The following is a 26,787-nucleotide window of genomic DNA, read 5'->3' on the forward strand; positions in this document are numbered from 1 at the left end:
ATATGCATATCCGCAATTTACCATAAAAAAGAAGATGCCCAGAAACATCTTCCAATTGCTACATTACTATTTTCTCTAGTACACTAACGATTTTCTCTTTTCTAAGATAAAGCGCTTGCGCCTCATCCACACTAACGGCCTCAAACCGAACAACAGATCCTGGAGCGGCCTGTGCCAGTTTCGGCATATCTGCAGCAATTACTGTCGCAATACGTGTATAACCGCCTGTCGTCTGACGATCAGCCATCAAGATGATCGGCTGGCCATTGGCTGGTACTTGAATACCTCCGAGCGGAATGGCTTCTGAGATAATGTCTGCTGAGGTTTTATGTTTTAGTTCTGGACCGTTCAGGCGATAGCCCATGCGATCTGACTGTGGTGTGATTTCATAGGCCGATGATAAGAATGTATCAAGCGCCTCTTTAGTAAATGCATCTTGATGCGGACCAAGAATGACACGGACCGTGACTTCCTTCTTATAAACTGGTATAGCGTCATAATGAAGTGACCGACCCGCCACTGACTGCGCCTGTTCAAATCCGCACAGCATATCTTCCTTCTCAAGCGCCCGTCCATTCATACCGCCTAATTTTGCCTTGAGGAAGGTGGATTTGCTTCCCATGACAACCGGTAAATCAAAGCCGCCTGCCACACTTATATAAGAACGAATGCCTTCTAGCGGCTGGCCAAATTCAATCAGCTGCCCTTCCTTCACAGCAATACTTTTCCACATCGGTACAGGTATCCCATTTACTCGCGGAGAGAGATTCCCACCACAAATACTGATAACCGTATCCTTTAAGACTTTCAATGTCGGTCCCATCATCGTTACTTCTAGCGCAGCTTCATTTCGCTGGTTGCCGACAAGTAGGTTGGCAATCTGCAGGGAATAATCATCCATTGCACCAGCCACGACAACTCCATACTCCTGATAGCCGGTTCTGCCAAGATCCTGGAAAGTTGTCAGCAACCCAGGCTTGATTACTTGAAATAGTGGTCTACTCATAATGATTTGCCCCGAAATTTTTGAATGGTAATGTTTTCTGTCTGCAATCTCTCACGAAGCTGCTGGACAAAACGCAATGCCTCCGGTTCATCTCCATGGACACATATCGTATCCGCCTGAATGGAAACGTCCGTCCCATCAACCGCCGTTACTTTTCCTTCCTGAATCATACGAACAACACGATCAACCGCAACCGTCACATCATGAATCATCGCATTCGGCTGGGTACGAGGCGTTAGTGTGCCATCAGACTGATAAGTTCTATCCGCAAATACTTCTTGCGCCACACGTAAGCCTATCTTCTCTCCCGCACGCACAAGTTCACTGCCTGCTAAACCGAACAGTACTAGCTCTGGATCAACCGCATGCACAGCTTCAGCAATCGCTTCCGCCAACGCCGCATCCTTGGATGCCATATTGTAAAGTGCACCGTGCGGCTTCACATGCTGAACCTGCGTCCCGCAAGCTTTGGCTGCACCTTGTATAGCACCAACTTGGTATACAACCATATTATAAATCTCTTTAGGCGAGAGATTCATATTACGACGACCAAAGCCTGCCAAATCAGGAAAGCCCGGATGCGCACCAATTCCTACTCCTAGCTCCGCTGCTGTTTTCAAAGTTTCCACCATAACATTGGCGTCACCCGCGTGAAATCCGCAAGCAATATTGGCAGATGATATGTACTTCAATACTTCGGCATCGTTCCCAATGGTATAAGCACCAAAACTTTCGCCCAAATCACTATTCAAGTCAATTGTCTGCATATCCGTTCCTCCTCACTTTTCCTTAGTGTTGATCTCATATTCTCCAGCTCGAACCGCTTCTGCAATCGCATCGTACTCACTCTGGGAAATAGGTACAAAACGCAAATAATGTCCAGAAGACAGCAAGATTGGCTGTTGGCTTTCTGGATCATATAACTTCACCGGCGTCTTTCCGATAATTTGCCATCCGCCAGGTGATTCCAGCGAATAAATGCCTGTTTGCGAAGCTGCTATCCCAACAGACCCCGCCTCTATTCTCGCACGCGGATTTTCCCGGCGCGGTGTAGCAATCTCTTCCGGCATACCGCCTAAGTACGGAAAACCCGGAACAAATCCCATCATATATATCAAATAATCTTGGCTCGAATGAATTCGAATTACTTCCTCTTCTGACAGACCATTATGTTCGGCAACAAAAGCCAGATCAGCACCTGTTTCCCCTCCATAATACGTGGGAATCTCATAAACAAGAGAAGCAGCTGCCGCCACTCCTCCTTGAATCCTATCATATAGCTGCTCCAGTCGCTCTTTGAGAGCTTGGTAGCGAATTTTCTCGGGTCGGTAGAAAATGGATAAGGTCGTATAAGCCGGTACCCATTCGGTAATGCCTTCGATTCGCTCCGCCTTAAGGCGTGCAGCGAACAGCCGGATATGTTGATTCGTTTCCTCTAAGATTGTCTGTCCGAAAACGAGCTGAATGCCTGTATCTCCTAAAGGATGATAAGTAAGCGTCATTTTGTGGACCTCCTTCTCGAATTAGAACAATTGCGGCACTTTATCTATAAGTGTAACAACTGCCAGGTAAGCAGTAGCAAGGAAAACAATGGCGCCAAAGATTGTCAGCCATAGCGGATGCTTGTAATCATCGCCAACAACCGACTTTTTGTAAGCTCCAATTAGCAAGACACCTAAAGCAACTGGTAAAATTAAGCCGTTAACTGCACCAGCAAGTACAAGCAATGTTGCGGGTTGCCCGACCAAAACCATGATGATCGTTGAAACAACGATAAAACCGATTGTCACCAGCTTCTGGTGCCGCTCGATACTTTTAGACAATGTCTTTAGGAAGGATACAGATGTATAAGCCGCCCCAACAACTGACGTAATTCCGGCAGCCCAAAGGATAAGCCCGAACATTTTATATCCAATTGTTCCCGCAGCTTCCAAGAATACAGAAGCAGCTGGGTTATTCGCATCCAATTTCACACCAGTTACAACAACACCTAACACGGCAAGGAACAAGAAAATACGCATAATAGAAGCGATTAATATTCCAGTAACCGAGCTTCGTGTCACATACCGAAGATTCTCTTTTCCAGATATTCCCGCATCCAATAATCGGTGACCGCCGGCAAACGTAATATAACCGCCAACTGTACCACCTACAAGTGTAATAATAGCAAATAAATCCAGATCCGTTGGCGCAAATGTACGCGCTACCGCTTGTCCGACTGGCGGATCACTTTGAAAGGCTACATAGATGGTAAGCGCAATCATGACAATACCAAGAATACGCGCAATTTGATCCATCGCTGCACCTGCTTCTCTGGATAGGAAGATACCAATTGCGATAACCCCAGTAATGACTGCACCAATTCGTGCATCCATACCAAAAATAACATTTAAACCAAGACCGGCACCGCCAACATTTCCAATGTTAAATGCCAAGCCGCCTAATGCGACAGCGAATGCCAAAAAGTAACCAAGACCCGGCAGCACTTTATTAGCAATATCCTGACCGCGCATTCTCGATACTGCAATAATTCGCCATATATTCAACTGTACGCCAATATCTAATATTATTGACATAAGAATAACAAAGCCAAAACTGGCTAATAATTGCTCTGTAAAGACAGCCGTCTGCGTCAGGAAACCCGGACCGACTGCTGATGAACCCATCAAAAATGCCGCTCCTAATAAAACACCTAACTTCCCTTTAGAAGAAGACTGTTTCTGTTGTAAGTCTTTATCTCTTGATGCCATACAAATCCCCCTTATGTAACGATTCTTACAAATCGTTTGTAGTATGTACTGCTTCCCTTACATTATCACAAATTTTTAATAAATAATAATTATTATAACGCACGAAATAATAATAACACAAGATGTAAGTTAATCTAACATAAGTGAATTTTCCAATATGACAGGACAGCTACACATGCCTGATTTGTTTTTAAATCTCACGTTATAACTTTTGAGAAAAGGGAACAGTATAGATAGACAATTAATTAGAAGAAGGAAAAGGAGCGTGGAATGAATGAACGAAAAACAACTTGATCTAATAAAAAACGGTAAAGGATTCATCGCAGCGCTGGACCAAAGCGGCGGCAGCACACCGAAAGCATTAGCTGAATACGGCGTACCAGAGAGTTCCTACCAGAGCGAAGACGACATGTTCAAGCTTGTACACGATATGCGTACGCGCATCATCACTTCCCCCGCCTTTACATCAGATCAGATTTTAGGGGCAATTCTTTTCGAGCAAACGATGGACCGGGATATTAAGGGGAAATATACAGCTGACTATCTATGGGAAGAAAAAGGAATCGCGCCATTTCTTAAAGTAGATAAAGGACTAGACGCGGAAAAAGATGGCGTTCAGCTTATGAAACCAATCGAGGACTTAAATGAAACACTCGGACGCGCAACCGAACGCAATATCTTTGGTACAAAAATGCGTTCCGTTATTAAGGAACCAAATGTCAGCGGCATTAAAGCAGTGGTAGATCAGCAATTTGAAATCGGAAAAAGCATCATTGCCGCAGGACTTGTGCCAATTATTGAGCCTGAAGTGAATATTCACAGCGAAGAAAAAGCGAAGTGCGAAGAAATACTTCGCGATGAAATCTTCCGCCATCTGAATGACCTTTCCGAGGAAGAAAACGTCATGCTGAAGCTCTCTATTCCTACACAAGCAAATCTGTATAAAGAGCTTACCGAACATCCTCGCGTCGTACGCGTGGTTGTATTATCCGGCGGCTATTCCCGCGACGTGGCAAATGAGAAATTGAGAGAGAATGAAGGCCTAATCGCCAGCTTCTCCAGAGCGCTCTCCGCTGACTTGAACGCAAATCAGTCTGAGGAAGAATTCGATGCTGCATTGAAGGATGCTGTAGATACCATTTATGATGCGTCTGTGAATAAGAAGTAAGGGATATCAAGACGAGCTAACCTACAGGGGAGCTCGTCTTTTTTACTATTGCCTAAAGATGACGAAAAAACGGAATCCTTCATAAACCCTGTCGTTAAACATTAAATAATATTGGCTCAAAACTCGAATAAAGGAGCCACTTTCTAAGTATTAATCTATGCAGGACTGAATCCCCCATAAACCACTTTGACGAAAACCCACCTTTCTCTTACACTAGTTCTGTACATAAACTGGAAGTTCATAGGAGACACCAATGACAGTCTGACAGTCGCAACCATTAGCTTTCCTGAAGATAATCCCTTTCACATTCACACAAAGGGCTTCTCAGGGTATGACATACTTTTTTACATTAACAAGTTAGCACCTTATATGATGATTATAATTCTTACTGGTTTATTACGTTTGGCTTTAAGATATGTATTGGGGAATTCCGCTGGCTGGCGGCACAGAAGAAAGAGGAGAATTCAGAGCCGCAAACAAAGTCTGAGGGATCGAAAAAAACATCGCGAAAAGATGAAGAACAAGCGCAATCATGAGAAGAAACGCAAACACAGAAACAAAAATAAGACCAGAGATGCCCCTTAAGCTCTCTGGTCTATTCTAGTTAGTCCTTCGACAGAATGCCGAGGAATCTCAAAATATTCAAGAACAAGTTAATGAAATCTAAGTACAAGTTCAGCGCCATCAGCGGAATCATCTCTTCTGTCACATGATTTCTTGCCATTTGGTTGAAATCATACAGAATATATAGAGAGAATACGACAGAGCCTATTCCCGAGATGCCTAGCATTGTTGCGTCACTGTATGGAACGAAGATTCCGATTAAACCGGTAACGATTAATGCAATCAAAGCAATCAGTAAGAATCCGCCAAGGAAAGAGAAATCCTTTTTCGATTTAACTCCTACTAGCGCCATTGCACCGAAGATAACAAACGTCGTCGTGAACGCATACAGTACGACATTCGCACCTGAAGTAGACGCATAATAGGCAACAGCCGGGTATGTCGTAATACCAGAAATGGCAGCAAAGATATAGATGAATGTATAGCTGACAGCCTTCTTCCTCCTAAGCACAAATGCTGCAATCAGCATGCCCAATTCCACTATAATCAACGGCAGCATGAGCGCTGGCGGTACAAAATGCCCTGCATAGATTCCGATTGTCGCTATTAACAGCGTCATCAAGAAGGTCTGCAGCACCTTTTGCATGATTGTCTTTTGATTATCTATCGCGTATTCCACTTTCATCGCTCCTAAAATTATTATTAGGTTATATACGCGTCATATGTACGATAGGTTTCATAAATTTACTTTTCATCTAACTGGAACCAGTTGTTCATTCCGTATACAATAACAAGAATAAACAGCACAAGCGCAGCAGCGGAGAGAAACGGACTAATTACAACACTGAAAACTAAACAAATAAATGCAGCAAGGAAAAGATACATGGCCGTTGTATTAATACGCACCTCAACACGGGAACCTGGGGCTGCTTCCAGCTTCTTGCTTCCAAAGAACCACTGCCTCGCCTGCAGCTTAACCGAAGTATCACCAGAACCGACAGTTGTTTCCTCATTATTGCCCAGCTTAACCACATGATCATTATCTACAATTACACCAATCTTTGCTAAACCACCCATCATACCTGTATTACGCTTAATACTTACACCCATGTTCTACAGCTCCTCACCCTATTTAAGTCCGATTATCATATTGGCCACTGTTCGTTCTAAATTCTCCAAGGAATCAACTACATCAGTGCTTGCTTCTGCATGCTGCAATGCCATTTGCTGATAATCTTGAATTAAGTTATTTAAAGAGTCATTCAAATCATTTATCTTTGCTTGCACATCCAGCATCTCCCGGCCGCCACCTGAATCTGGATTGCCTGCTTGGAAATCAGCTAGGGCTGCTTTAAGATCTGCCAGCTTCTGCTGAACAAGACTAGCTTGTAATTTAATTTCACTCATGACTGCATCTCCTGCTTTTTATCCGCATGCAGTCTATCCAGTGAACTTTGTTTATAAGCAATTTGCATCTGACAGTTATCAACTTCTGCTACAAGGAGACTCTTCGCCTGCTGCAACTCATCCAGCACACGCTCTACCTCCGCTTCCGAAACATCCCGGAAACTAGCAGCCAGCTCCCCATCTCGAAAAGACTCAAACTTATCAGCCAGTTCTCCTTTCCACGTGCTCGCTGACAACTGCACATCCTGCCAGTGTCTTCTGCTTTCCTCATAATCTCCCTGCAAACTCTCAATCTCCGCAATCGCACGGTTAAGACGATCAATTTCATCCTGCTTCAAACCTACCTGCGTGTGCAAGTTGCTGATTGAATGCTCGGTATTTCTAATTTGACTATTAATAGAAGCTAACGACATTTCCACCACTCCTTACATTTATAAATACCGCCCTAAAACTTCATTACTACTACAGTAAAGGATTTACAACAGAAAATCTGTAAGACTTCTGCCTTGTTTTTCCATAATGTGACTGAATAGTAATGGTAAAAAGGTTGTAGTTGATAAATAAAGATATAATTTATTCGGTTTAGCTCACCTCACATTTCTCTTCCAGCTTGGCGATAATATACTGCAGGTTGCTCGTTTGGTTTGGAAGGTCTTTTGTGCTTCGTTTCATGATTTGAAATTTAAAATCCCCTACTTTCTTAGGGTATTTTAAAGTAATAAATTGTAACAGCCACCTGTTTCTGACTTTTATATTCTTCATATCTGAAAAACCAAGGTATAGTGCATACATTGCTTTATCTGCTTTAAAGGGATGCATTACCACAACTAGAAGCCCTTCCTCATCTGCATCAATTAGACAACTTGTTAACCGCTTCTCTCCTTCAGCCTTTTTAATAACTGCAACTACAGGATGAGTCAACTCAAAGTCGGCTATAGGGCCCGCATCTTCTAAATCTGACGATAGAATTAATTCTTGATAGGCTTCTCTTATACGAGACTCTGTATATTTTATTTTCATTTACTCGCAGTCCTCCTCTTTTAACGTTAACTGCATCAAAAATAGACACTAAACCATTCATGTTATTTAAGAAACTTATGTAATAAAGTATGATAATGACTATACACCTCATTTCCCCTTCACAGCACATTCAAATCAAATTTATGTAATTATATGTAATAATCATCCAACAAAAAGGGTAATAGGTAAGCGTTCCAAGATGATAAATGAGCATATAAAACTATTTCCCTAGATGCAGAACGCAAAAGATGAGGAAAAAGGTACTTAATACTCTACAAAATGGAAAAGGGTTTCGTTAGGGTAGAATAAGCAGCTTTTATGGAAAGGAGTCCCCCATAGATGAGCGGAGAAATTAAGATTAAACAAGCTGAAGCACAAAAAGGCATTCAAGAGATGAGTGCAGCAGTGCAAGCATTGAAAAAAGAAATCGGCGAAACAATGGACGGCAACCACGGAATAAAAATGAGTGATGCATACAATGAGATCAAAGCCGAATACGAAGCAGTCCTCAACCAGTTCATCGCGCTATTCCAAGAGAATATAACAGCAACAGAAGCAGCAGTACAAGAGCTGGTTGAATTAGATCAAGCGCTCGGCAATCAGATATCATTGCAATAAACAGGAAGGAGGAAATACATTGAAGGAACTCGCGGTTAAAGAAATTCACAAAGGTACCGAAACATCTAAAATAGATTTAGATACTTTTTTTGAACAACTTTCTACCCTACAACAAAAAGTCCGCAACTTTAACAATATGGAGGATGCTTTAAAAGGCAAAACCGGTAAAGCAATTCGCTCCTTTTACAACGAAATACATACCCCCTTCCTCACTTTCCTGCTGCAATCGATGGAAGATTACAAAGGCAGACTGGAAGACATGAAGAACGACGTACAATCCTTTGAATCCAGCCATCAAGGATTTATAAGTGAAAGCTTCCTAAGAGACGAACTAACACTTGGATTGGATAATGCAAAATTAAAAGCCGGAATCGTCACAGATAAAGCAAATCAGACTCTATCAAGCGTGGCAGATATCGTATCTGTCAAAAATATTAATCAATCAGACTTCGAATCTGGCATAGACAAAGGCAACCGCCAGATAGCCACTGTCGTAAACAATTTGAACGATCTTGACAGCAAACACGCAGCAAACCTAGAAGAAACACAAAGCGACCTGCAAACACTGAAAAAGTATTTATCTGAAATGACTACTGGATTAAGTAGCGGGGCTATATCGATAAGTGACTTTGATGCAGCATCTCTGCAGGATATGGATGGCTACCAAAGCGTTATTCAGAAGAGTTATGGGAACGGGAGTATCGAGATCACTGTGGAAAATATTCAGTATCTGCCTATGGCGGCTATTGCTGCTGCAAAAAGAAAAGCAGAAAAAGGGATGGATGTAGGTATTAAGGGTATTTTAGACCATGCCTACAGGGACCTCCAGCAGGGTGTAATCTCTCGGAAGGAATATTGCGCGATAGTTTCTACAGCTACCTCTAGTGATAAGAAAAAACGAGATATAAGAAGTTCTGACACTTTTATTAATTATGTCTCTAAGAATGAAGATAAGATCCTACAAGACATAGGCAAAGACTTGTTACATAATGGGATACAACAACTAGGCCTACAAACTAAACAGATTGGTAACTATCTCCGTGAGAAAAATTTTCAAAATGGAATTAAAGGGCCCGATATACCAAATAGCTTTAGGATTGTCGATCCTCAAACATCTAAGTTTTCTAGTGCCTTAATCAAATATGGCGGAAGAATTGCTCATGGAGGAAAAATGTTAGGAAAATCCCTTCCATGGTTGAGTGCTGGATATGGCATATACGAAGATGTGACCAAGAAAAACAAAAGTGGTGGTGAAGCTATAGCACATAACGGAGCCTCTTTAGCTGTAGGATACGGAACAGCCTTTGTAACAGGACTTATTATCGCTAATCCTGGAGGATTGGCGATAGCTGCAGGAATTGGAGCAGGTGTCGCGGTCTCAACGTGGTTTAATCACCTGTATGACAATAATATCTGGGGAGTTCAAGATAAGTTAGATTACGTTGGTGAAAAGATTGATAATGCTTGGAATTCATCAGTTGATGCAGTAAGTAATACTGTAGACTCAATTAAAGAATCTGCTGATAATGTTGGAGAAGCGATCAAAGATGGTGTAGAATCATTAAATCCGATGAACTGGGGATGGAATAATTAATGAGTGGAGAGATACGGCGCGTTAAAGGTAATTTAAGATATAGAATTCTAAGTAGCAATGGTGATTATTATCTTATAGATACAGGCTTATCTCCATGGAAAGTGATATCTCCTTATCTTTATTGGATATCACCTAATCCAGGTTATAAGATTGATAAAGACACTGCCTTGGAACTTATCACATCGCAGAGAGCCAGTCCAGGTAAAAGTGCGAAATACGGTTTGATTGGTGGCGGACTATCTATTACGTTTTCAGGCTTTCTAACTCCTTTAGTCGATAGGTTACATATAGATAGTGCTTTGATTCCTAACATAATTATCACTCTATTATTAATTGGTTTAATCACCTTTACCTTTCTACTTGTATCAAAAAACTTAAAAAATAGTATAGAAAAGGCTATAAATTATAATGAGTTACCACAGACACAAATTAGAATTTATCGCCCAAACTTTTCTCATATACTAAGGATTACATTCGCACATCTATTCTCGTTAGCTGTCTCAGTCATTTCTTTCATAGTTTTTATACAATATAGCAATCTATTCATATTGAGTGTTGGATTGGGGATGCTTTTTCTCTTTTTTTTCTTAAGTGGAATTGCATTAGATCACGGCAAATACAAGATTAAAATAAAATAGGAGGGACCTATATGCTACCTATTGGTTCAATCGTTTACTTGAAAGAAGGAACAAGTAAGCTAATGATACTAAACCGTGGCCCTATCATAGAGTTGGACGGTAACCAAAAATTATTCGATTACTCTGCTTGTGTATATCCTGTGGGGTTAGTACATGATAACGTTCTTTATTTCAATAAAGAAAACATAGACGAAGTGCTCTTTGAAGGATTTAAAGATAGTGACGAGGAACGATTTGAATCCTTATTCAAACAATGGCTTGAGGAAAACGAGGTTCAAAGAGGTATTGTTACTAGTCCATAAGACCAAACATTCAATAAAGCACTAGGATTTATTTCTTTAATCTTGGTACTTTATTTGTTATTTCCAAATTATATTTACTAACTTCCATTTTGGTAGGGGCTTTATGGGTTAGTTATTCTGGTTTGTTTCACCCTTCTTTGCCTTTTCTTTTTAATATGTAATCTATTAGCAATTCTTCCTGGTAAGACAACTATAGTTTTCAAAGATGATGTTTAAATTTAACGATGTGATTTATAGATAGTGCTCAAGGACAATTTAACCCTATAGACGCAGGATTCCCGTCATGGAAAGTTATATCCCTTTCCTATTAATCCATGTTATTTGATATGTAAAGTCCAAACATGAGTGCCTGTAAATTAAGGCTCTCATGTTTTTCACAAGTCAATCAACATCCTCCTCCCCCAACCTAAACGCATCCCCATACATCTCCCACCTAACCGGCAACTCCAGCTCATAATTTCCCTCATCAATCAACTGCTCTTGGAAATGTATTCTGGATAAGTCTTCGTGTGCTTCTTCTTGGAGCATAATTTTTGTTCTGGCTTTTAAGAAAGCTTTTAGATATTCTGCTTCGTTGCCTGCTTCTGATGGTGCGTTACTGTTTTGCAAAGCTTTTTTTCTGATTCCGTTAAAGCTTTCCAGATCTTCGCCTGGTCCGTGGACAACGAGTGCGTCGTAATAAATATATTGTCCTAACAGGCTTAAGTGATCTTTTTCAGCGTATGTTACTGCGGGGTTCAGATACATGGTATCGACAATGTTGTCTTGTGCTTGTATCATGTCAGCTGTCTGGCCAACTTGTCTCCAGTCTTTTTCAAATGATTCTCCTAAACCTTCATGTGAATCGGTTCCATTCACTGCTTCTAAAGGTTCTATGTACGACTCTAAAATATTGTTGTCTGGTTTTAACGTTTGGTATTCCTTTATAACTTCCAGTAAGTCTCCTGTTCCAGAGGTAAATCCGATAATGCCAGTTGTATAGCCTCGGCCGTCTTGTATATCTTCTATGTATGCATATTGATTCTGGTAATCAATAGAGGAGTTTTCCGCGCTTGATACAAAAGCATATACAATCTTACGGTAATAGTCGTCTGCTATCGTTTGGCCGGCAGTCTGTTCATCGGCATTAACGTTGAAGATATCACTTTTGTATTGAAAATAGCTTATAAATCCAACGATTAATAATAACGGAATTACTAACAAAATAAGTCTCTTTTTCAAAGTGCCACTTCTTTTCTATACGATTTACATTTATTATAGCAAGGTTCTAAGCCATATTAGCCGCAATTAAAAATCAGAGCCGCAATAAAAGGACTCTGATTTTGTATCTACATTTAAAAATCTTTCTTAACTGCCTTACTAATCACCATATATGCAACTAAAAATCCTATTACACCAAGTACTACCGGTACCGCTGTGAAAGCGAACAAATTTGTTCCTTCGTTAACGGAAGATGAGAGGATGGCGACGATTAAGATGGAAGATGTGATAGTTGCTGGGACCGAGTACTTCATCATGCCAAAGAATAATGGAATTAGCGACAGTCCTCCGGCTGCAATTGCCGTTAGAAGTAAGTGCGTTGCATTTTCCCATAAATAGCTGACAGGGAACGCAAAGCTTAGAACCTCAAAATTCGTGTTCAATATGCTGAATACATATGTTATTAGGCTGACAGATAAGACAACGAGCAAGAAGGTCACTAAGCTAATGACAGTAACTTTGGCTAGAAGCAGCTGCCTTCTGCTAACTGGCGTAGTGAACAGGACAGTAATTGTTTTGTTCTTGAACTCTTCAATGATCATACCAGCCAGCATCGATGCTGCGTGAATGACAAAAGCCGCCACGACAAGTGTTTCAATAAACATCATGATTTGATCAGCATCGTTAAATGACTCTTCCGTTATTACTGGATCAACCCCGAGTAATAGCAGAATTCCTATAATGCCAAGATTGATTAAGATTGCGCTTATTCCGATTGACAGGAAATTCATCCGCTTCATTTCTAATTTCATTAAATTAAGCATGTTTTTTTCCTCCTTCCATACGCTGCAGGAAGTAGCCTTCTAGAGAAAGATTCCGATTATTGATTGTATTAATTTCCACACCATTCCGAACCATAGCAAGAATGATATCATTTTGCGTAAGAGCTCCGTCATAAACGTTAATCAGTCCTTCCTCTTCCTTGACTTGGAAGTTAGCTGTATTTAGTTCATGCTCCAAAACAAAGGCAGCTTTTGAAAAATCTGATACAGATACTTCGATATGCTCGGTGTGGTTGCCGCGAATATCAGCCATGGCTGTTTCTTCCACTAACTTTCCGGATTTGATAATGCCAATAGTGTCGGCAATATGCTCAATTTCTCCAAGAATATGGCTGGAGATAAGCAGCGTAATGCCATACTGTCGGCTAAGCTTATAAAATAAATCGCGCAGTTCCTGCATGCCTAAGGGATCCAGGCCATTTACAGGTTCATCTAAAATCAACAGCTCTGGTTTAGTCACAATTGCTCGGGCGATTGCCAACCTCTGTTTCATTCCTAATGAGAACTCCCGAACTGGCACGTCTTCTACATTTTTGAGATTTACTAACTGCATGGATTCCGTGATAGCTTCTTTATTGTAATAGCCCATATAATCGCAATAGATTTCCAAGTTCTTTCGGGCAGACAGCTTTTCATAAAAGATTGGATACTCAATGATGCAGCCGATTCGTTTCAATACTTCATGTGACTTACTTTGCAACCTCGTTCCCAGAATTTCGATATCTCCGCCTGTCGGTTTAATCAGACCGGTCATCATTTTCATAATGGTTGTTTTCCCCGCTCCATTCGGTCCAAGAAATCCATAAATTTCACCGCGTTTCACATTCATACTGACACTGGAAACAACATCTTTCCCTCGATATCCTTTTGTCAGCTCGTGCGTTCGAATCGCATACGTCATACGTTAACCCCTTTTCGTTTGTTTCCTATACTTTAGCAAAGCAATCTGTCATCCTGCTTACGGAATCCTTACGACTTTCTTAAGTTCAGCATAGTTGTCTATTTTTGGTTTAGGAAACGTCAGTGTAAAGGTCGTCTTTGTATACGGGATGCTGGTGAAATGTATGCTTCCTTGCATTTGCTCGGTCAGCCGCTTGGCTATCATTAAGCCCAGACCGCTGCCTATTACCGAGGCAGTTCGTGCATCTGTTCCTGTATAAAGGCGTTCAAAAATTCGGTCACTATCTTTTTCTTGTATACCTTTGCCCTTATCCCAAACATCAATATAAACATGCGCTTCATCTTGATGCAGGTGCAAGCCAACCGTTTTGCCGTCTTTTCCATAGCGAATGCTATTCGACATGAGATTCTCTAGTACTCGCGTCAGTGCAGCTGCATCGGCTTCAATCCGAATGGAGGTATCAGGTATATCAATATGTACATCAAAGCCTTTGCTCGCAAGCGTATCGTAAAATCCTAGAATCGTTTTACGGCATACTTCATTTACTTGGACACTGCTTATCTCCAGCTGCCAGTCCTCTGCCTCAAGCTTTGCTAAATCAAAAAATGTATTAATCAATCCAGCCACATCCATTACTTTCGTTTGCACTTTGGCCAGCATCACCTGCTGCTCTTCAGGGCTTACATGCTCTGCGTGCTGCATTGTTTCCATGTAGCCGGATATAACCGTCAGCGGTGTTTTCAGATCATGCGACACGTTTGATAGCATTCGGTTTGTACTGATTCGCAAACGTGCCAATTCCGCCAAGGACTCTTGTTGATAATCTAATAATCCATTAATCTCTGTTAACAGTTTTCGCAGCTCTTTGTTATCGGTTACTACTAATAAACGCTCAGATGAACGTGTCGCTGTAATATGATGGAGCTTCTCTGTCATGTACTGCAAGTGCTTTTTTATTTGCCGTTTGGAGGAAAAATGAAAAACGAGAAGTCCAACGAAAGAGAAAACAAGGATCGCAACTAGATAGATCATGACTGCTGCTCCATCTTATAGCCAATTCCCCATATCGTTTTTATATAAGTTGGCGCAGATGCGTCATCTTCAATTTTGCCTCGCAGCCGTCGAACGTGTACATTAATGACATTATCATCGCCGTAATAAGCTTCCTTCCACACACTTTCATACAGCTGCCCTTTCGTAAATACTTGATTCGGATTTGCAGCTAATACGCGTAAAATCTCGAATTCCTTCGCTGTTAAATGAAGCGCCTTCCCTCGCTTGCTGACCGAAAAGTTTTTTAAATCTATATGTAAATCTTGTACGTTCATAACCTGTTCGGAATCTTCTTTCTGCTGACTGTATTGCGTGGAACGCCGCAATGCTGCTTTTACTCGGGCCGTTAACTCAATCAGCGAGAACGGCTTGCCAATATAGTCATCTGCTCCAAACCCTAAACCCAACGCTTTGTCCACATCACTATCCATAGCAGACATAATCAAAATTGGCAGCATATTATCCTGTCTGATTACCTGTAGGATATCCAGCCCATTGTATTCGGGCAACATCAAATCCAAAATAATCAAATCAACAGACTCCCTAGCAAACAGATCCAATGCGGCTTTCCCTTCAAATGCCGAAAAGACTGTATACCCTTCTCGCTTTAAATGAGATGCTACCATTTCATTGATTTGTGCATCATCTTCTACTAACAATATCGATTCATTCATTCCGTTCACTTCTTTCATTCAGTATCCATATCTTCTAAGAATAGTATACGGCAAATAAGAATGGGTGTTTTGTTTAATTTTGGAATAGTAACTAGCGACATGCAAAAAGCCTCCCCTGACTTTGCAGAGGAGGCTTTGCACTTTTGTATGCACTTACTTTGTAAACGTAATATTTTCGAAAGTCTCGCCAAGCTTTATCATTGTTTCTCTCGGCTTTGTCTCCGTAATGATATTTCCGTTGCGAATCGAATAAAGAACGCTAGCCTGTTTACGAATTGCTTCGTATTCATTTTCTGCGTCTAGCACGATCAGATTCGCTGGCTTGCCTTCTTCGATACCGTATTTTTCTTCAATATGCAGCGTTTTGGCACTATTGGCTGTAATCAGATCAATAGAATTCACGATTTGATCATAGCCCATTAATTGTGTCACATGAATGCCCATGTGCAACACTTGCAGCATGTTACCAGTACCTAGCGGATACCACGGATCAAAAATATCGTCATGACCGAAAGCAACATTAATTCCTGCCTGCTGCAGTTCTTTTACTCGTGTAATGCCTCGGCGTTTCGGATAGGTATCAAAACGTCCTTGCAGATGAATATTGACGAGCGGATTTGCCACCATGTTGATATTGGATAGCTTCAGCAAGCGGAACAGCTTAGACGTATACGCATCATTATAAGATCCCATCGCTGTCGTGTGGCTTGCGGTAACACGCTCTCCCATGCCAAGGCGGTGGGCTTCCGCTGCTACTACTTCAACAAAGCGAGATTGCTCATCATCGATTTCATCACAGTGAATATCGACGAGCCGGTCGTATTTCTCTGCCAGCTTGAAGGCCGTTTTAAGCGAATCAACGCCGTACTCTCTTGTAAACTCATAATGCGGAATACCGCCGACAACATCTGCTCCCATGCACAGCGCTTCTTCCAACAGCTCCTCGCCATTCGGATAAGAGAGAATTCCTTCTTGTGGGAAGGCTACGAGCTGCAAGTCTACGAATGGTGCCATTTCTTCTTTTACTTCCAGCAAGGCTTTTAATGCCGTTAAATCCGGATCGGTAACGTCAACATGTGTCCGAACGTGCTGAATGCCTTGTGCAATCTGCCATTTCAACGCTGTTTTGGCACGTGTTTTTACATCTTCCAAGGTAAGCGACTCTTTTCTTTCCGACCAGCGCTGAATCCCCTCAAATAACGTTCCGCTTTCATTCCAGTGCGGCTCGCCAGCTGTCAGCGTTGTATCCAAGTGAATATGCGGTTCAACGAAAGGCGGCAGAACAAGGTTTCCCTGCACATCCATAATATCTTGATCTGCTGTGACATCAATCGTTGGGGCAATCTTTTCAATCTTTCCTTCGTGAATCAGGATTTGCCAAAGACCTTCTCTATTTCTAAGTTTTGCATTACGTATAATCATATTTCTTTCACCTTTTCTGCTTCTAGATTTAAGTTCGCTTCTGCCGCCTTGGCAGTAACGATGGAAAGTACGACATAAACAACTGCTGCTCCAATTAGACCGTTAAGCGGTGGAATTCCCGGTAAAAATTTTGCTGCTCCTGCACCAAGAACCCACGCAGCAATTGCATTCCAGTTCACCGCTTTGAATGTCATGTTCTCAAACGCAGGATATTTGCCGCGCCGTATAATGAAGTAATCTGCGATCAAAATAGCTCCAATTGGCGGCAGCACTGAACCAAGCGTTGTAAGAAAGCCGACAAAGTTGTTGTACAACCACATCGCAAAAATCGTTCCGACAATACCGTTGATAATAACAACTTTGTTTTTCTTGATTTTGGTAATGTTCGAGATGCCTAGACTAGCTGCATAGATAGCATTATCATTTGTCGTCCAAATGTTTAGTCCTAAGACAATAATCGCCGGAATGATTAATCCCTGGACAAACATCACCTCAGAAATATCCGATTGGCCTGTAACAATGGCACCAATTGCTCCAAACACGAACATAAGTGAGTTGCCGATGAGGAATGCAATAACCGTCGTTGATACGCCAACTTTCGGGCTTTTCGCAAATCGTGTAAAGTCAGGCGTTAACGTACCGCCGCTGATAAACGATCCCACACCAATGGTTAATGCTGCCGCTACACCAAGTGTTTCGGTTGGCTGATACTGCATTAAACCATCGATACCGCCAAGTCCATCCACTGCTTCCAAGGCAGAAAACCCGCCAAGCGCAATAATTGCTGGTACTGCGACAAAACTTAATATCGTCAGTGCTTTCATTCCGAAGAAAGCTGTTGCTGTCATTAAAACGCCAAAGATAAGAATCAATGCTGTCGTATCCATGCCAGTCACCTTTTGCACGGGCACAGCGAACATCGCCACTCCAACACCAAACCAGCCAATTTGTGTTGCACTAAGCAAGAAGGAGGAAAGATACGAACCTTTTTCACCAAATGCGTAACGTGTTAATAGATGTGTAGAAAGTCCAGTCTTCGCCGAGATATAAGCGAGCGTTCCTGTATAAGCACCTAATATCAAGTTACCCGCTAGCACTATCCCGATGAACTGCATCATACTTAACCCTAAACCGAGTGTCCCGCCAGCCACCATACTCGCAGAGAAGAAAGTAAAGCCAAGCATGAGCATCAGCATCTTCCAAAAGCCATTCCGATGCGACTGAGGCACCGCTTGTAAAGAAAAATCATGATCGATTCGTTTCTGTTCCATTGTTATTCCTCCTGTTTTAGTTAGACTAAAACTGGTACCAGAGGAGAAAAAAAGAGGCTTCCTGCCATCACTGACAGGAAGCCTCTTTTAACATGCAACTAAAAGGGTATAGACCTCCCCTGTTTATCTGCATCGTTTCCGAATGTCCTTGTCAGCCTCACGGGACTGAATTAAAGGTACCAGTATTCAAATTACAGTTATTATTGCAATAATAGTGAGAAAAGTCAATCGCCAATACTAATTTAGAGTTACAAATTGACCGGAATATTTTTAAAGAATGCACTATTCTTTAAATACTTAAAATGAACTCATTAAAGTTCTCTATCTTTGTCCCCTTATTGTAGTCTATTAGTTCAATGTTGTTCACACCCTTTGTTCCATACTCTCCCAAGAAACTTGGCCCGCTCTCACTATATCCATTGAACTGTATAACTGCAGTATCAAGTGATTGAAACTTCTTTTTCATTAATTCGAAGAAAGAAGTGTCATGCGTTGAAATAAACAATTGTTTATTATAGCCATCTTGATCAGTTAGATTTCTTAAAAGGTCAATAAACGCTAGAGAGTTTAGCCCATCCATACTTTGAATTGGATCATCTATAGCAATAACCTCTAACTTACACCACTCTTGAACAATTGCCATTGATAAAAATAGAGACAGAGCTATTGCATTCACTTGTGCAGCACTATATATAAAAGATGGATTTGCCTCAATATCATTATCCGAGAGTACATTTAATAATAGTTTAAGATTTCCGAACCTCTTCTCTGTTTTGAAATTCAACTTGTTAAATATAGGGTGCGAATTTAATTTGGAATAAACCTTCTGAACTAAACTAGACAAGTCTTCTATTGAATCCTCGTTCAGCTTTTCTATTGCTGTAGGAATATTTTTAATTGCCTCATTAAGGGTTTCTATCTTTTCTTTAATGTTTTCATTGTCACTTTCTAATTTAGAGACCATTATATCTCCTTTTTTTAGTTGATCTACCTTTATCTCTAATGTTTTATGTATTTTAAAACTATCCATAACTTTTATTAAATCTCTTAACAATGATGTCTTATTTATAAGTTGATTTTGTTTTTTTTCATAACTAGCTAACATTTCCTCTAAGAATATAGAAATATCCTGAGACAAAAAAGATTTATTTTCAAATCCAGCCTCATTTATTCGTGCTTGATAATTTTCTATTAATATAGAGTTATTCTGGATATCTGTCTTCAAAATTTGAATAAGATCAGTCATTTTCTCCTCTTTACTATCGGAGTTATTTTTTTTCATAAGTTCTAACCTTCTAGTCGTTAGTTCCTCAAATGTTTCCTTTATATTTTCTTCTATGTTACCCTCTAAACTATATTTCATTAACAAAGAAGAATATTTTTTATTATTCTCTTCAATATATTCAATTGTTTTTGTTACATTTCTTAAGTCCTCAAATGAACTTACTAGTTCCTCTTTTTGTTTATCTACACCTCTTATTATTTTATTAATTTCGTGATTCACTTCTTTTGATTTCTCCATGAATTTTTCATGTAATTCTTTTAACTCTAACCTAGCTTCTTGGTGTCTATTTTTAGCATCATTATACTTTTTCAGTGCGTTCGGGATGTCAACATTAACTTCCATTTGTGCTTTACTGGCATAATTAGTTAAAAAGTCAACAGAGACGTTCTCACTACCACATACCGGGCATTCTTTTATTTCATCTACAGTTTCCACATAATCTAAAACATAGCGTAATAAGACACTATATTTTTCATTCATATTTTCTAAAGTATTTAACCATTCTTTATCCCTAGACTCAACAAGTTTAGCGTCTTTAATATCTTCATCTTTTTTGTTGATTCCTACCACAATATTTTCTAGCTGGTCTATGATATTTTGAAACTCTACCCCTATGCTCGGTTTAGTTATTCTATCAGCTATTAAACTCCTTAAATGATTAAAGTTACGAGTTTCAAGTGCTTTTTCTAAAGTATGTTTTATATCAGAGATAAATAATTCAAGCTCCTTAATATACCCCTCTAAGGAGACTATTTTTTGTTTAATTTCTTTTTTATAGATAACTTTATTATGATAATCCATTGTTCCGTCTTGATACACTTTATAATTGTCCTTTAACCAAGTAATATCAGTCAGTTTCTCATTTATATTATGTAGTTTTTCTAGTATATTTAATTGTGTCTTATTATCATATTGCTTTTTTTGTACCTTACTATATTGATCTAAACCTTTATACAATAACTTTAAAGACCGAGTATTATGATTGATTAGATTCTCTTCAGTAAATAGTGAACTGTTGGTATTATTAATTTGTTTCATTATAGTATCCGTATCTAAATCTAAACTTAACTCCTCAGTGAAAAGTTCATTATATCTTACAAGAAGTGCTTCCGCTTTCTCTCTATTGTATGCGTTCTTCTCTAATCTTAATTTGAGTTCCTGCACTTCTTCGGAGATACTATTATTTCTTGTTTTCACTTTTAAAGATTCTTTTTCTATTTCTTCAATATCATTTTTATAAAGATCTAGGGCACCCTTAAGTTTTGTCTTGTACACATTAAACTGCTCAGTCCCTAAAATTGTGGAAAGTGCATTATAACGTTCTCCTTCTTTCGCGCCTCTCAAAAAATGACTCATTTTCTCCTGACTAGAGTAATGAGTTAAATTATATATATTATTTATATTATTCGAATCTATCTTATCTAACCATTCACTGTTCACTACTTTTTCAAATAAGTAATCTTCTGCAGAACTACCAATTAAACAGTGTTTGTTAACTATTTCAACTCCTATAAAGCTTCTTCCATAATCAGATTTTGAATTGTCCAAAACCCCTCTTCTAGTGATTATAATCTCATTGCTTTCACTACTATATAAAGTGATTTGTACAAATGGAGTTGCTTGTGAAAAAGTGTTACCCACAAATTTAGTGCGATTTCTTTCATCTGATGGATCATCATACCTGTTTAGCTTTCCAGTAAAAGCCCATTCAATAGCATCAAAGAAAGAAGTTTTTCCATGACCATTAGGACCATATAATAAGATTAATTGCGAATTCTTAAACTTAAAATCTCTTTTCTTATTAAAACCTCTAAATCCTTCGATTATTAATCTGGATATCTTCATTGGTTTTCAGCCTCCTTTGTCTGATTTAATAAATTATATATATCCACGGAAGAGTAATTTTGACCATTATCGAAGAATTCCTCACCAAATACTTTCTTGGATTTATCCGATAAAGTATTTCTTAAACTTTTTAAAAACATAGATTCTTGCTGAATTAGCAGTTCGGCCCCTATACTTGTAATATTAAAATCAAAAATAAAAGGCAGTCTATTTAAATCTAACTCCCTGCTGTTTATGACAATCTTTTTAAAATACCTTCTATCATTCTCTATTACTTTTCTTAAAAGAGTTGGAATATTGTTATCAACTAGCATTATCAAATATATATCCCACCTTAAATTATCTATGCCATTTTGTAATTGGGCTTGTACCCTAGTTGCAAGTTCAGCAGCACAATTCTCCCACTCATTTTCCATTTTTTCTATATTAGCAAATTCAACAAGCCCATATATCCCTTGAGGTGTTGCGTACACATTATTAAGACTTGACCAACTTTTTTTTATTTCTATTGCATTCAATTCATCCTCAAGGATTCTTTTTATAGCATTAATCACCAAATAGTACCCCCCCTAGACGGTTGTATAATAGTTTTACATTATCTGAATCACGTAACTTCCTAATACATTTTGCACAACATATTTTTATATAACCTAACTCGCTATAATTATTTCCATTTCCTGGAACGCTTTCAAATACCTCTATATTATTAATTCTCCCAAAATCATTTAGAATTTTATTAAAAGGATATTTACTTCCTATTCCGCACATTTCGCATAAGTTCTCATTATCAGAGTCCATATTTGCGTTCTCAATTATCCATCTATTATCAAAGTAATTATTGTTTGGTGTTTTATCATATAACTTTTTCCCTAGATCCATTATGATCATAGGGAAAGTATATTTTGTAGTCGAATAGATTAATTGAACCCATCCACTTTTCCCTTTCTCTATTAACTTTAGATTTGCAGTTTCCAAACTCTTTAAAGACCAATCTTTAATTTTACAGTTAATATAGGTCAGAATCTCAAATAACTCACCTATACCACTTATATTGAGGTTAGACGTACTATCTCTAGGGTGTTGATATTTTTCCAAGAAGCCCTTGAGTTCTTCAATACCTAATGTTATTAGTTTTTGATATACTTCTTCCATTGAATCAAGTAACATTGTCCTAATATCTTCATCGATAATACTAGAACTGGAAGCTATAGTTCTTGACATTCCAATTCTATAGTTGTCCAATTTGTACTTAACAGGATTAATGTTAATTATAGTTCTATCAAACCATGCAATAAGTGAAGGGTACTTTCTAAAAACAAAATCAGTTGTTATAGTTCCTGCTTTGAAATTACTATCAGTAACCATCGCAAACAGCTTATTCCATACACTTGCTCCACTTTCTGCCCCCCCTACCTTTCTACTAGCATTTTCTAATTGTTGAATAATATTTCTCTTATCACGACTTGTATCACTATTGTAGTCGTAATCAATTAAATAAAGGCATTTAAGAAACTCCCATAATTCATTATCGGATAAACTGTCAGCCTTAGCTGCCTCTGTCACAGTCTTGAGCATATTAAAACTATCAGACATCTGCTTATATGCCTTTATTTTCAAGAGAAAATCGTTGTAATCTGAACTTGTTCGGGCCCAATCTAATAATTGAGTTATATTGGTGAAAGTACTGACATTTGTAGGTCTCCCCATTATGATTGCGAATACATCATTATGTCTATTAAAGATAGCGGGATTATCAAAGTCATCCCAAAACCCCTTTATTACTTCTCTAAATAGATTATAATCAGATAATCTAATTGTATTTTTCATTTGTGCAAAGATCTTACTGGTCACCCCTTCATTTGGCTTAAATGTAAGTAGCATGTCATCAGTTTGGACACCTTTATACCTAGCTTGAAAAGAGATATTATCAATCGTATAACCTTCTTCAAATCTTTCAATACAAACCTTCCCATTACTTATCATAAGACACACAAATTCTGTTTGAACTTTATGTTCAAATGTAGAACCGCCTGCTCCTGTTGAAATTGGACTTGGAGTAGCCTTCACGCTATTATCACCCGCCTATATTAATCTAATGACAAATTTTACTTTCTAGGTTAACCCATTATACAAACGATAAGGATGCTACAATAGACCAGAATATTCTCCCTTTATAGTGCAGAATGTTCTAGAGACATTACGAGACTAAAAACTTAGTCTATACCTACATTAAAATATTCCTATGTTTGTTATATTGAGATATGGTCAATTAAGACCAACCTCGAGCAGTTTAACTCAATTAACCTGTATGAATAAGGGGAAAAATTAAACAGCCATCTTTGATTGTACTTCTACATTCTTACACTTCTATATGTCTAGTATAATCAATCCTCCATGTTTTCTGTTGTTACATTTCGTTATCCACCGTGTTTTATCATTATGCCATTTCTGTTCTTATAAACCACATTATATTACAATTATTACATAAGACCCCATGTATAGAACAGAGCTTCCCCCCTTATTACCACAGATATTTTATTTATTAGACTTACATAACAGATTTAGGAGGAAGCTATGATTTATCTTTACGTGATCATCGCTGCTGTCGGAGTAGCGGTTCTTTTAAATATGTATTATGCCTACAAAAGAAGAACATCTATCTTAACGCTATAGGATAGAAGTATTATATTAGATAATTTCACAAACTATCATAAGACATTTTAGAATTTTTATCTAAACAGCAAAAAGCCGGATTATTTCTGCGTAGACGATATTTCGTGGAATGATTTGAATATGGAGAAAGTATTTAAGGATATTATTTATATATTCACAATTATCCTTCATTCTATCTGGATTAGGAAGATCAACTTATGCAAATTCATCCAAGTATATGTTCGGAATACCTAATTATAAGTTGAAGCCGTTCTATTACCTACTTGGCGCAATGCCTTTGGTCGGGCTAACATGTCTGTTTATCTCTTTGCCAGTCGGCTTATTTATTTTCTTACTAAGCACACTAGTCAACTCCTTCCTTTTCTTCAGTACTCGTTCCAAAAGGGAAGAAGAATTCGAGAGTCTTTTTTACTGCTTGAACGTGATCATCGCCTCCAGAAAGATGGCCAAACTTAATGGTAATACAGCGTTTCTGCATCAGCTGTTTACACTACTAAAATCTATATTCCTTATTGATTACTTTGTGTTTCATTACATCATTCATCTCTTGAATAATAATACTGCTATCTACGAGAAAGCATGGAAGAAAATTGGGGAAATAGACTGCTGCTATTCTACTGCTTTATGGCGGAAAACACTGCCGTATTACTGCTTGCCAAAATATGCGAATAACAGAAATTTAACGATTAAAGGAGCTTACCATCCTCTGCTAAGCAAACCAGTAGGAAACGATTTTAATTTTGAAAATCATATACTTCTAACTGGCTCTAACGCTTCCGGCAAATCTACATTTATTAAAACAATCGCGCTTAATATCATTTTATCGCAGGCATTACATACGAGTACCAGCAAGGAGATCACATTAACCAAAGGTATTGTATTTTCTTCCATGGCGATGGCTGATGATATTGAAAAAGGACAGAGCTACTTTTTGAGTGAAGTTTCTGCTTTAAAGAGGATTTTTGATACAAGGAATCGAGATAAATCAGTACATATGTATTTATTTGTCGATGAAATATTTAAAGGGACAAATACAATTGAAAGAATTGCAGCTGCTGTGTCAGTCTTAACTTATTTTAGCGTTTATGAGTATACGAAAATTATAGCAGCCACGCATGATATTGAACTTACCGATAAATTAGCATCTTTGTATGAGAACTACCACTTTAGTGAACAGATAGTGGATAATGAAGTGGTATTTGATTATTTACTAAAACACGGTCCTTCTGATACACGTAATGCGATTGAGCTACTGCGAATTACTGGGTTTCCAAAGAAAGTGTATGATGACGCATTGCGTAATACGAAACAACTGATTGAGTAAACGAAAAACCTCTACCCAAAACGGGATAGAGGTTTTTCGTTTGTAGTAGATTTACTTAACCATACTTCCATACTGCACAGCTTTCATAGAAGCTGCTATATTCCTTGCTGTTCTTTCCATGTATTCTGACGCGTGTTCAAACGCCTCTGGAAGTGATACCACACCTGGTACGATACTGAAAAGCGCATCAATTCCATGATCGTGTACGACGTCTGCATCTTCAGATAGTGAACCAGCAAGCCCAATAACAGGTACACCATATTTTTTTGCTGCTTTTGCTACGCCGATTGGGGTTTTGCCATAGATTGTTTGGCTATCAATCCGCCCCTCACCTGTAATTACTAAATCTGCATCTTTGACTACATCTTCAAAGTTGACGGCTTCCAAAACGATTTCGATTCCTCTTTTTAAATCTGCATGAAGGAAAGCCAGCAGACTTGCACCTAAACCTCCAGCAGCGCCAGCCCCTTCTATATCGCGAAACGACCTCCCCACTGCTTTTTCTGCAATATCAGCAAAGTGAGTGAGATTTTTATCCAGCAAATCAACCATTTCAGGCGTAGCACCCTTTTGAGGTCCAAAAATAGCGGAAGCGCCTCTTGGTCCTGTTAATGGATTATCCACGTCACACGCTACTTCAATTTGAACATCTTGCAATCTATCATCAAGTCTGTCCAAATCTATCGCCGCTATCTTATTTAGCGCTCCGCCCCCATCACCAATATCGTTACCGTTTTTGTCGAGCAGTTTTCCACCTAAAGCTTGCACCATCCCGGCTCCAGCATCATTTGTCGCGCTGCCGCCAATGCCAATAATAATATGCTCTACACCCAAATCAAGTGCCGCTGCTATTAATTCACCTGTCCCTCTTGTAGAAGTAACAAGCGGATTTCTGCTTTCCACAGGAACGAGATGCAATCCAGATGCAGCAGCCATTTCAATAACAGCTGTTTTCCCATCTCCAATTAGTCCAAAGAACGCTTTAACATAATCACCTAAAGGACCTGTCACATGTCGCTCCACAATCTTTCCGTTTGTAGCATCGACAAGGGACTGGACCGTTCCTTCGCCGCCATCCGCCATCGGCATTTTGTGGTACGCAGCATCTGGAAGAACTTGTTTGAAACCTCGCTCAATTGCATTGGCAGCCTCAAGCGCAGATAAACTTTCTTTATACGAGTCTGGAGCAATTACAATTTTCATCGTTTTCCATCTACCTTCTATTAGATT

26 protein-coding genes are annotated in these 26,787 nt (G+C 39.2%); 6 read left to right on the forward strand and 20 right to left on the reverse strand.

Translation table 11 applies throughout. The annotated features are described in order from the left end of the window. Positions 1-58 precede the first annotated feature (58 nt). Genes KS242_RS16005 through KS242_RS16020 form a run of 4 tightly spaced genes read right to left on the reverse strand, consistent with a single transcriptional unit; the run spans position 59 to position 3,756 of the window. Positions 59-1,006, reverse strand: a complete 948-nt coding sequence (locus KS242_RS16005; RefSeq protein WP_217322252.1) for a 5-oxoprolinase subunit C family protein — start codon at positions 1,004-1,006, stop codon at positions 59-61. Then, the gene (locus KS242_RS16010) at positions 1,003-1,773 is read right to left on the reverse strand and encodes a LamB/YcsF family protein (RefSeq protein WP_217322253.1); all 771 of its coding nucleotides are present in this window, start codon (positions 1,771-1,773) and stop codon (positions 1,003-1,005) included. The genes KS242_RS16005 and KS242_RS16010 overlap by 4 nt, the downstream gene beginning before the upstream one ends. A gap of 12 nt (positions 1,774-1,785) precedes the next feature. Continuing rightward, a complete protein-coding gene (pxpB, locus tag KS242_RS16015; protein ID WP_217322254.1) occupies positions 1,786-2,508 on the reverse strand; it encodes a 5-oxoprolinase subunit PxpB in 723 nt (240 codons plus the stop codon). Positions 2,509-2,529: 21 nt separating this feature from the next. Continuing rightward, the gene (locus KS242_RS16020) at positions 2,530-3,756 is read right to left on the reverse strand and encodes an NRAMP family divalent metal transporter (protein WP_217322255.1); all 1,227 of its coding nucleotides are present in this window, start codon (positions 3,754-3,756) and stop codon (positions 2,530-2,532) included. A gap of 274 nt (positions 3,757-4,030) precedes the next feature. Between KS242_RS16020 and KS242_RS16025 the strand changes: the two genes are divergently transcribed. Beyond that, positions 4,031-4,924, forward strand: coding sequence for a fructose bisphosphate aldolase (locus KS242_RS16025; RefSeq protein ID WP_217322256.1), 894 nt, complete (start codon positions 4,031-4,033; stop codon positions 4,922-4,924). 604 nt (positions 4,925-5,528) lie between these two features. Here KS242_RS16025 and KS242_RS16030 read toward each other — a convergent pair. From KS242_RS16030 to KS242_RS16050, 5 genes are all read right to left on the reverse strand, one after another. Next, a complete protein-coding gene (locus tag KS242_RS16030) occupies positions 5,529-6,173 on the reverse strand; it encodes a Bax inhibitor-1/YccA family protein (RefSeq protein ID WP_371747562.1) in 645 nt (214 codons plus the stop codon). Between the two features lie 59 nt (positions 6,174-6,232). Beyond that, positions 6,233-6,598 carry a hypothetical protein gene (locus tag KS242_RS16035; RefSeq protein ID WP_217322257.1) on the reverse strand — a complete coding sequence of 122 codons (366 nt, stop codon included), beginning with the start codon at positions 6,596-6,598 and terminating at the stop codon, positions 6,233-6,235. A gap of 18 nt (positions 6,599-6,616) precedes the next feature. Next, complete coding sequence (locus KS242_RS16040) at positions 6,617-6,895, reverse strand: YwqI/YxiC family protein (RefSeq protein ID WP_217322258.1); 279 nt, start codon at positions 6,893-6,895, stop codon at positions 6,617-6,619. Beyond that, positions 6,892-7,308, reverse strand: a complete 417-nt coding sequence (locus tag KS242_RS16045) for a YwqH-like family protein (RefSeq protein WP_217322259.1) — start codon at positions 7,306-7,308, stop codon at positions 6,892-6,894. Before KS242_RS16045 ends, KS242_RS16040 begins: the two co-directional genes overlap by 4 nt. Before the next feature lie 169 nt (positions 7,309-7,477). After that, entirely contained in the window at positions 7,478-7,915 is a 438-nt protein-coding gene (locus KS242_RS16050; RefSeq protein ID WP_217322260.1) for a hypothetical protein, read from the reverse strand. Between the two features lie 339 nt (positions 7,916-8,254). Between KS242_RS16050 and KS242_RS16055 the strand changes: the two genes are divergently transcribed. Genes KS242_RS16055 through KS242_RS16070 form a run of 4 tightly spaced genes read left to right on the forward strand, consistent with a single transcriptional unit; the run spans position 8,255 to position 11,067 of the window. Beyond that, positions 8,255-8,533 carry a YwqI/YxiC family protein gene (locus KS242_RS16055; RefSeq protein WP_217322261.1) on the forward strand — a complete coding sequence of 93 codons (279 nt, stop codon included), beginning with the start codon at positions 8,255-8,257 and terminating at the stop codon, positions 8,531-8,533. Between the two features lie 19 nt (positions 8,534-8,552). After that, positions 8,553-10,127: an LXG domain-containing protein gene (locus KS242_RS16060; protein ID WP_217322262.1), complete on the forward strand. Its 1,575-nt coding sequence runs from the start codon at positions 8,553-8,555 to the stop codon at positions 10,125-10,127. Next, entirely contained in the window at positions 10,127-10,765 is a 639-nt protein-coding gene (locus KS242_RS16065; protein ID WP_217322263.1) for a DUF443 family protein, read from the forward strand. Before KS242_RS16060 ends, KS242_RS16065 begins: the two co-directional genes overlap by 1 nt. An 11-nt stretch (positions 10,766-10,776) precedes the next feature. After that, positions 10,777-11,067: a DUF4176 domain-containing protein gene (locus KS242_RS16070; protein WP_217322264.1), complete on the forward strand. Its 291-nt coding sequence runs from the start codon at positions 10,777-10,779 to the stop codon at positions 11,065-11,067. Positions 11,068-11,448: 381 nt separating this feature from the next. Here KS242_RS16070 and KS242_RS16075 read toward each other — a convergent pair whose 3' ends face one another. The 10 genes from KS242_RS16075 to KS242_RS16120 form a co-directional block, all read right to left on the reverse strand. Then, complete coding sequence (locus KS242_RS16075; RefSeq protein WP_217322265.1) at positions 11,449-12,288, reverse strand: chitosanase; 840 nt, start codon at positions 12,286-12,288, stop codon at positions 11,449-11,451. A 113-nt stretch (positions 12,289-12,401) separates the two neighbouring features. Beyond that, a complete protein-coding gene (locus KS242_RS16080; protein ID WP_217322266.1) occupies positions 12,402-13,091 on the reverse strand; it encodes an ABC transporter permease in 690 nt (229 codons plus the stop codon). Then, positions 13,084-14,010: an ABC transporter ATP-binding protein gene (locus tag KS242_RS16085; RefSeq protein ID WP_217322267.1), complete on the reverse strand. Its 927-nt coding sequence runs from the start codon at positions 14,008-14,010 to the stop codon at positions 13,084-13,086. The genes KS242_RS16080 and KS242_RS16085 overlap by 8 nt, the downstream gene beginning before the upstream one ends. 57 nt (positions 14,011-14,067) lie before the next feature. Further along, positions 14,068-15,042 carry a sensor histidine kinase gene (locus KS242_RS16090; protein WP_217322268.1) on the reverse strand — a complete coding sequence of 325 codons (975 nt, stop codon included), beginning with the start codon at positions 15,040-15,042 and terminating at the stop codon, positions 14,068-14,070. Next, positions 15,039-15,737 (reverse strand): response regulator transcription factor, encoded by a 699-nt coding sequence (locus tag KS242_RS16095; protein WP_305852595.1) that lies wholly within the window; start codon positions 15,735-15,737, stop codon positions 15,039-15,041. The genes KS242_RS16090 and KS242_RS16095 overlap by 4 nt, the downstream gene beginning before the upstream one ends. Positions 15,738-15,890: 153 nt before the next feature. Next, a complete protein-coding gene (locus KS242_RS16100; RefSeq protein ID WP_217322269.1) occupies positions 15,891-17,159 on the reverse strand; it encodes a cytosine deaminase in 1,269 nt (422 codons plus the stop codon). Then, a complete protein-coding gene (gene codB / locus KS242_RS16105; protein ID WP_217322270.1) occupies positions 17,156-18,430 on the reverse strand; it encodes a cytosine permease in 1,275 nt (424 codons plus the stop codon). Before codB ends, KS242_RS16100 begins: the two co-directional genes overlap by 4 nt. Positions 18,431-18,719: 289 nt before the next feature. Continuing rightward, positions 18,720-21,560 (reverse strand): AAA family ATPase, encoded by a 2,841-nt coding sequence (locus KS242_RS16110; RefSeq protein WP_217322271.1) that lies wholly within the window; start codon positions 21,558-21,560, stop codon positions 18,720-18,722. Beyond that, positions 21,557-22,114 (reverse strand): ABC-three component system middle component 1, encoded by a 558-nt coding sequence (locus KS242_RS16115; protein ID WP_371747643.1) that lies wholly within the window; start codon positions 22,112-22,114, stop codon positions 21,557-21,559. Before KS242_RS16115 ends, KS242_RS16110 begins: the two co-directional genes overlap by 4 nt. Next, positions 22,107-23,627 carry an ABC-three component system protein gene (locus KS242_RS16120; RefSeq protein WP_217322273.1) on the reverse strand — a complete coding sequence of 507 codons (1,521 nt, stop codon included), beginning with the start codon at positions 23,625-23,627 and terminating at the stop codon, positions 22,107-22,109. Before KS242_RS16120 ends, KS242_RS16115 begins: the two co-directional genes overlap by 8 nt. A 1,027-nt stretch (positions 23,628-24,654) precedes the next feature. Between KS242_RS16120 and KS242_RS16125 the strand changes: the two genes are divergently transcribed. Continuing rightward, positions 24,655-25,557, forward strand: coding sequence for a MutS-related protein (locus tag KS242_RS16125; RefSeq protein ID WP_254391885.1), 903 nt, complete (start codon positions 24,655-24,657; stop codon positions 25,555-25,557). Between the two features lie 51 nt (positions 25,558-25,608). On the opposite strand, the gene KS242_RS16130 is transcribed toward KS242_RS16125, so the two are convergent. Further along, positions 25,609-26,760 (reverse strand): glycerate kinase, encoded by a 1,152-nt coding sequence (locus KS242_RS16130; protein WP_217322275.1) that lies wholly within the window; start codon positions 26,758-26,760, stop codon positions 25,609-25,611. Positions 26,761-26,787 lie beyond the last annotated feature (27 nt).

The sequence above is a fragment of the Terribacillus sp. DMT04 genome, assembly GCF_019056395.1.
Classification (GTDB): domain Bacteria; phylum Bacillota; class Bacilli; order Bacillales; family Amphibacillaceae; genus Terribacillus; species Terribacillus aidingensis_A.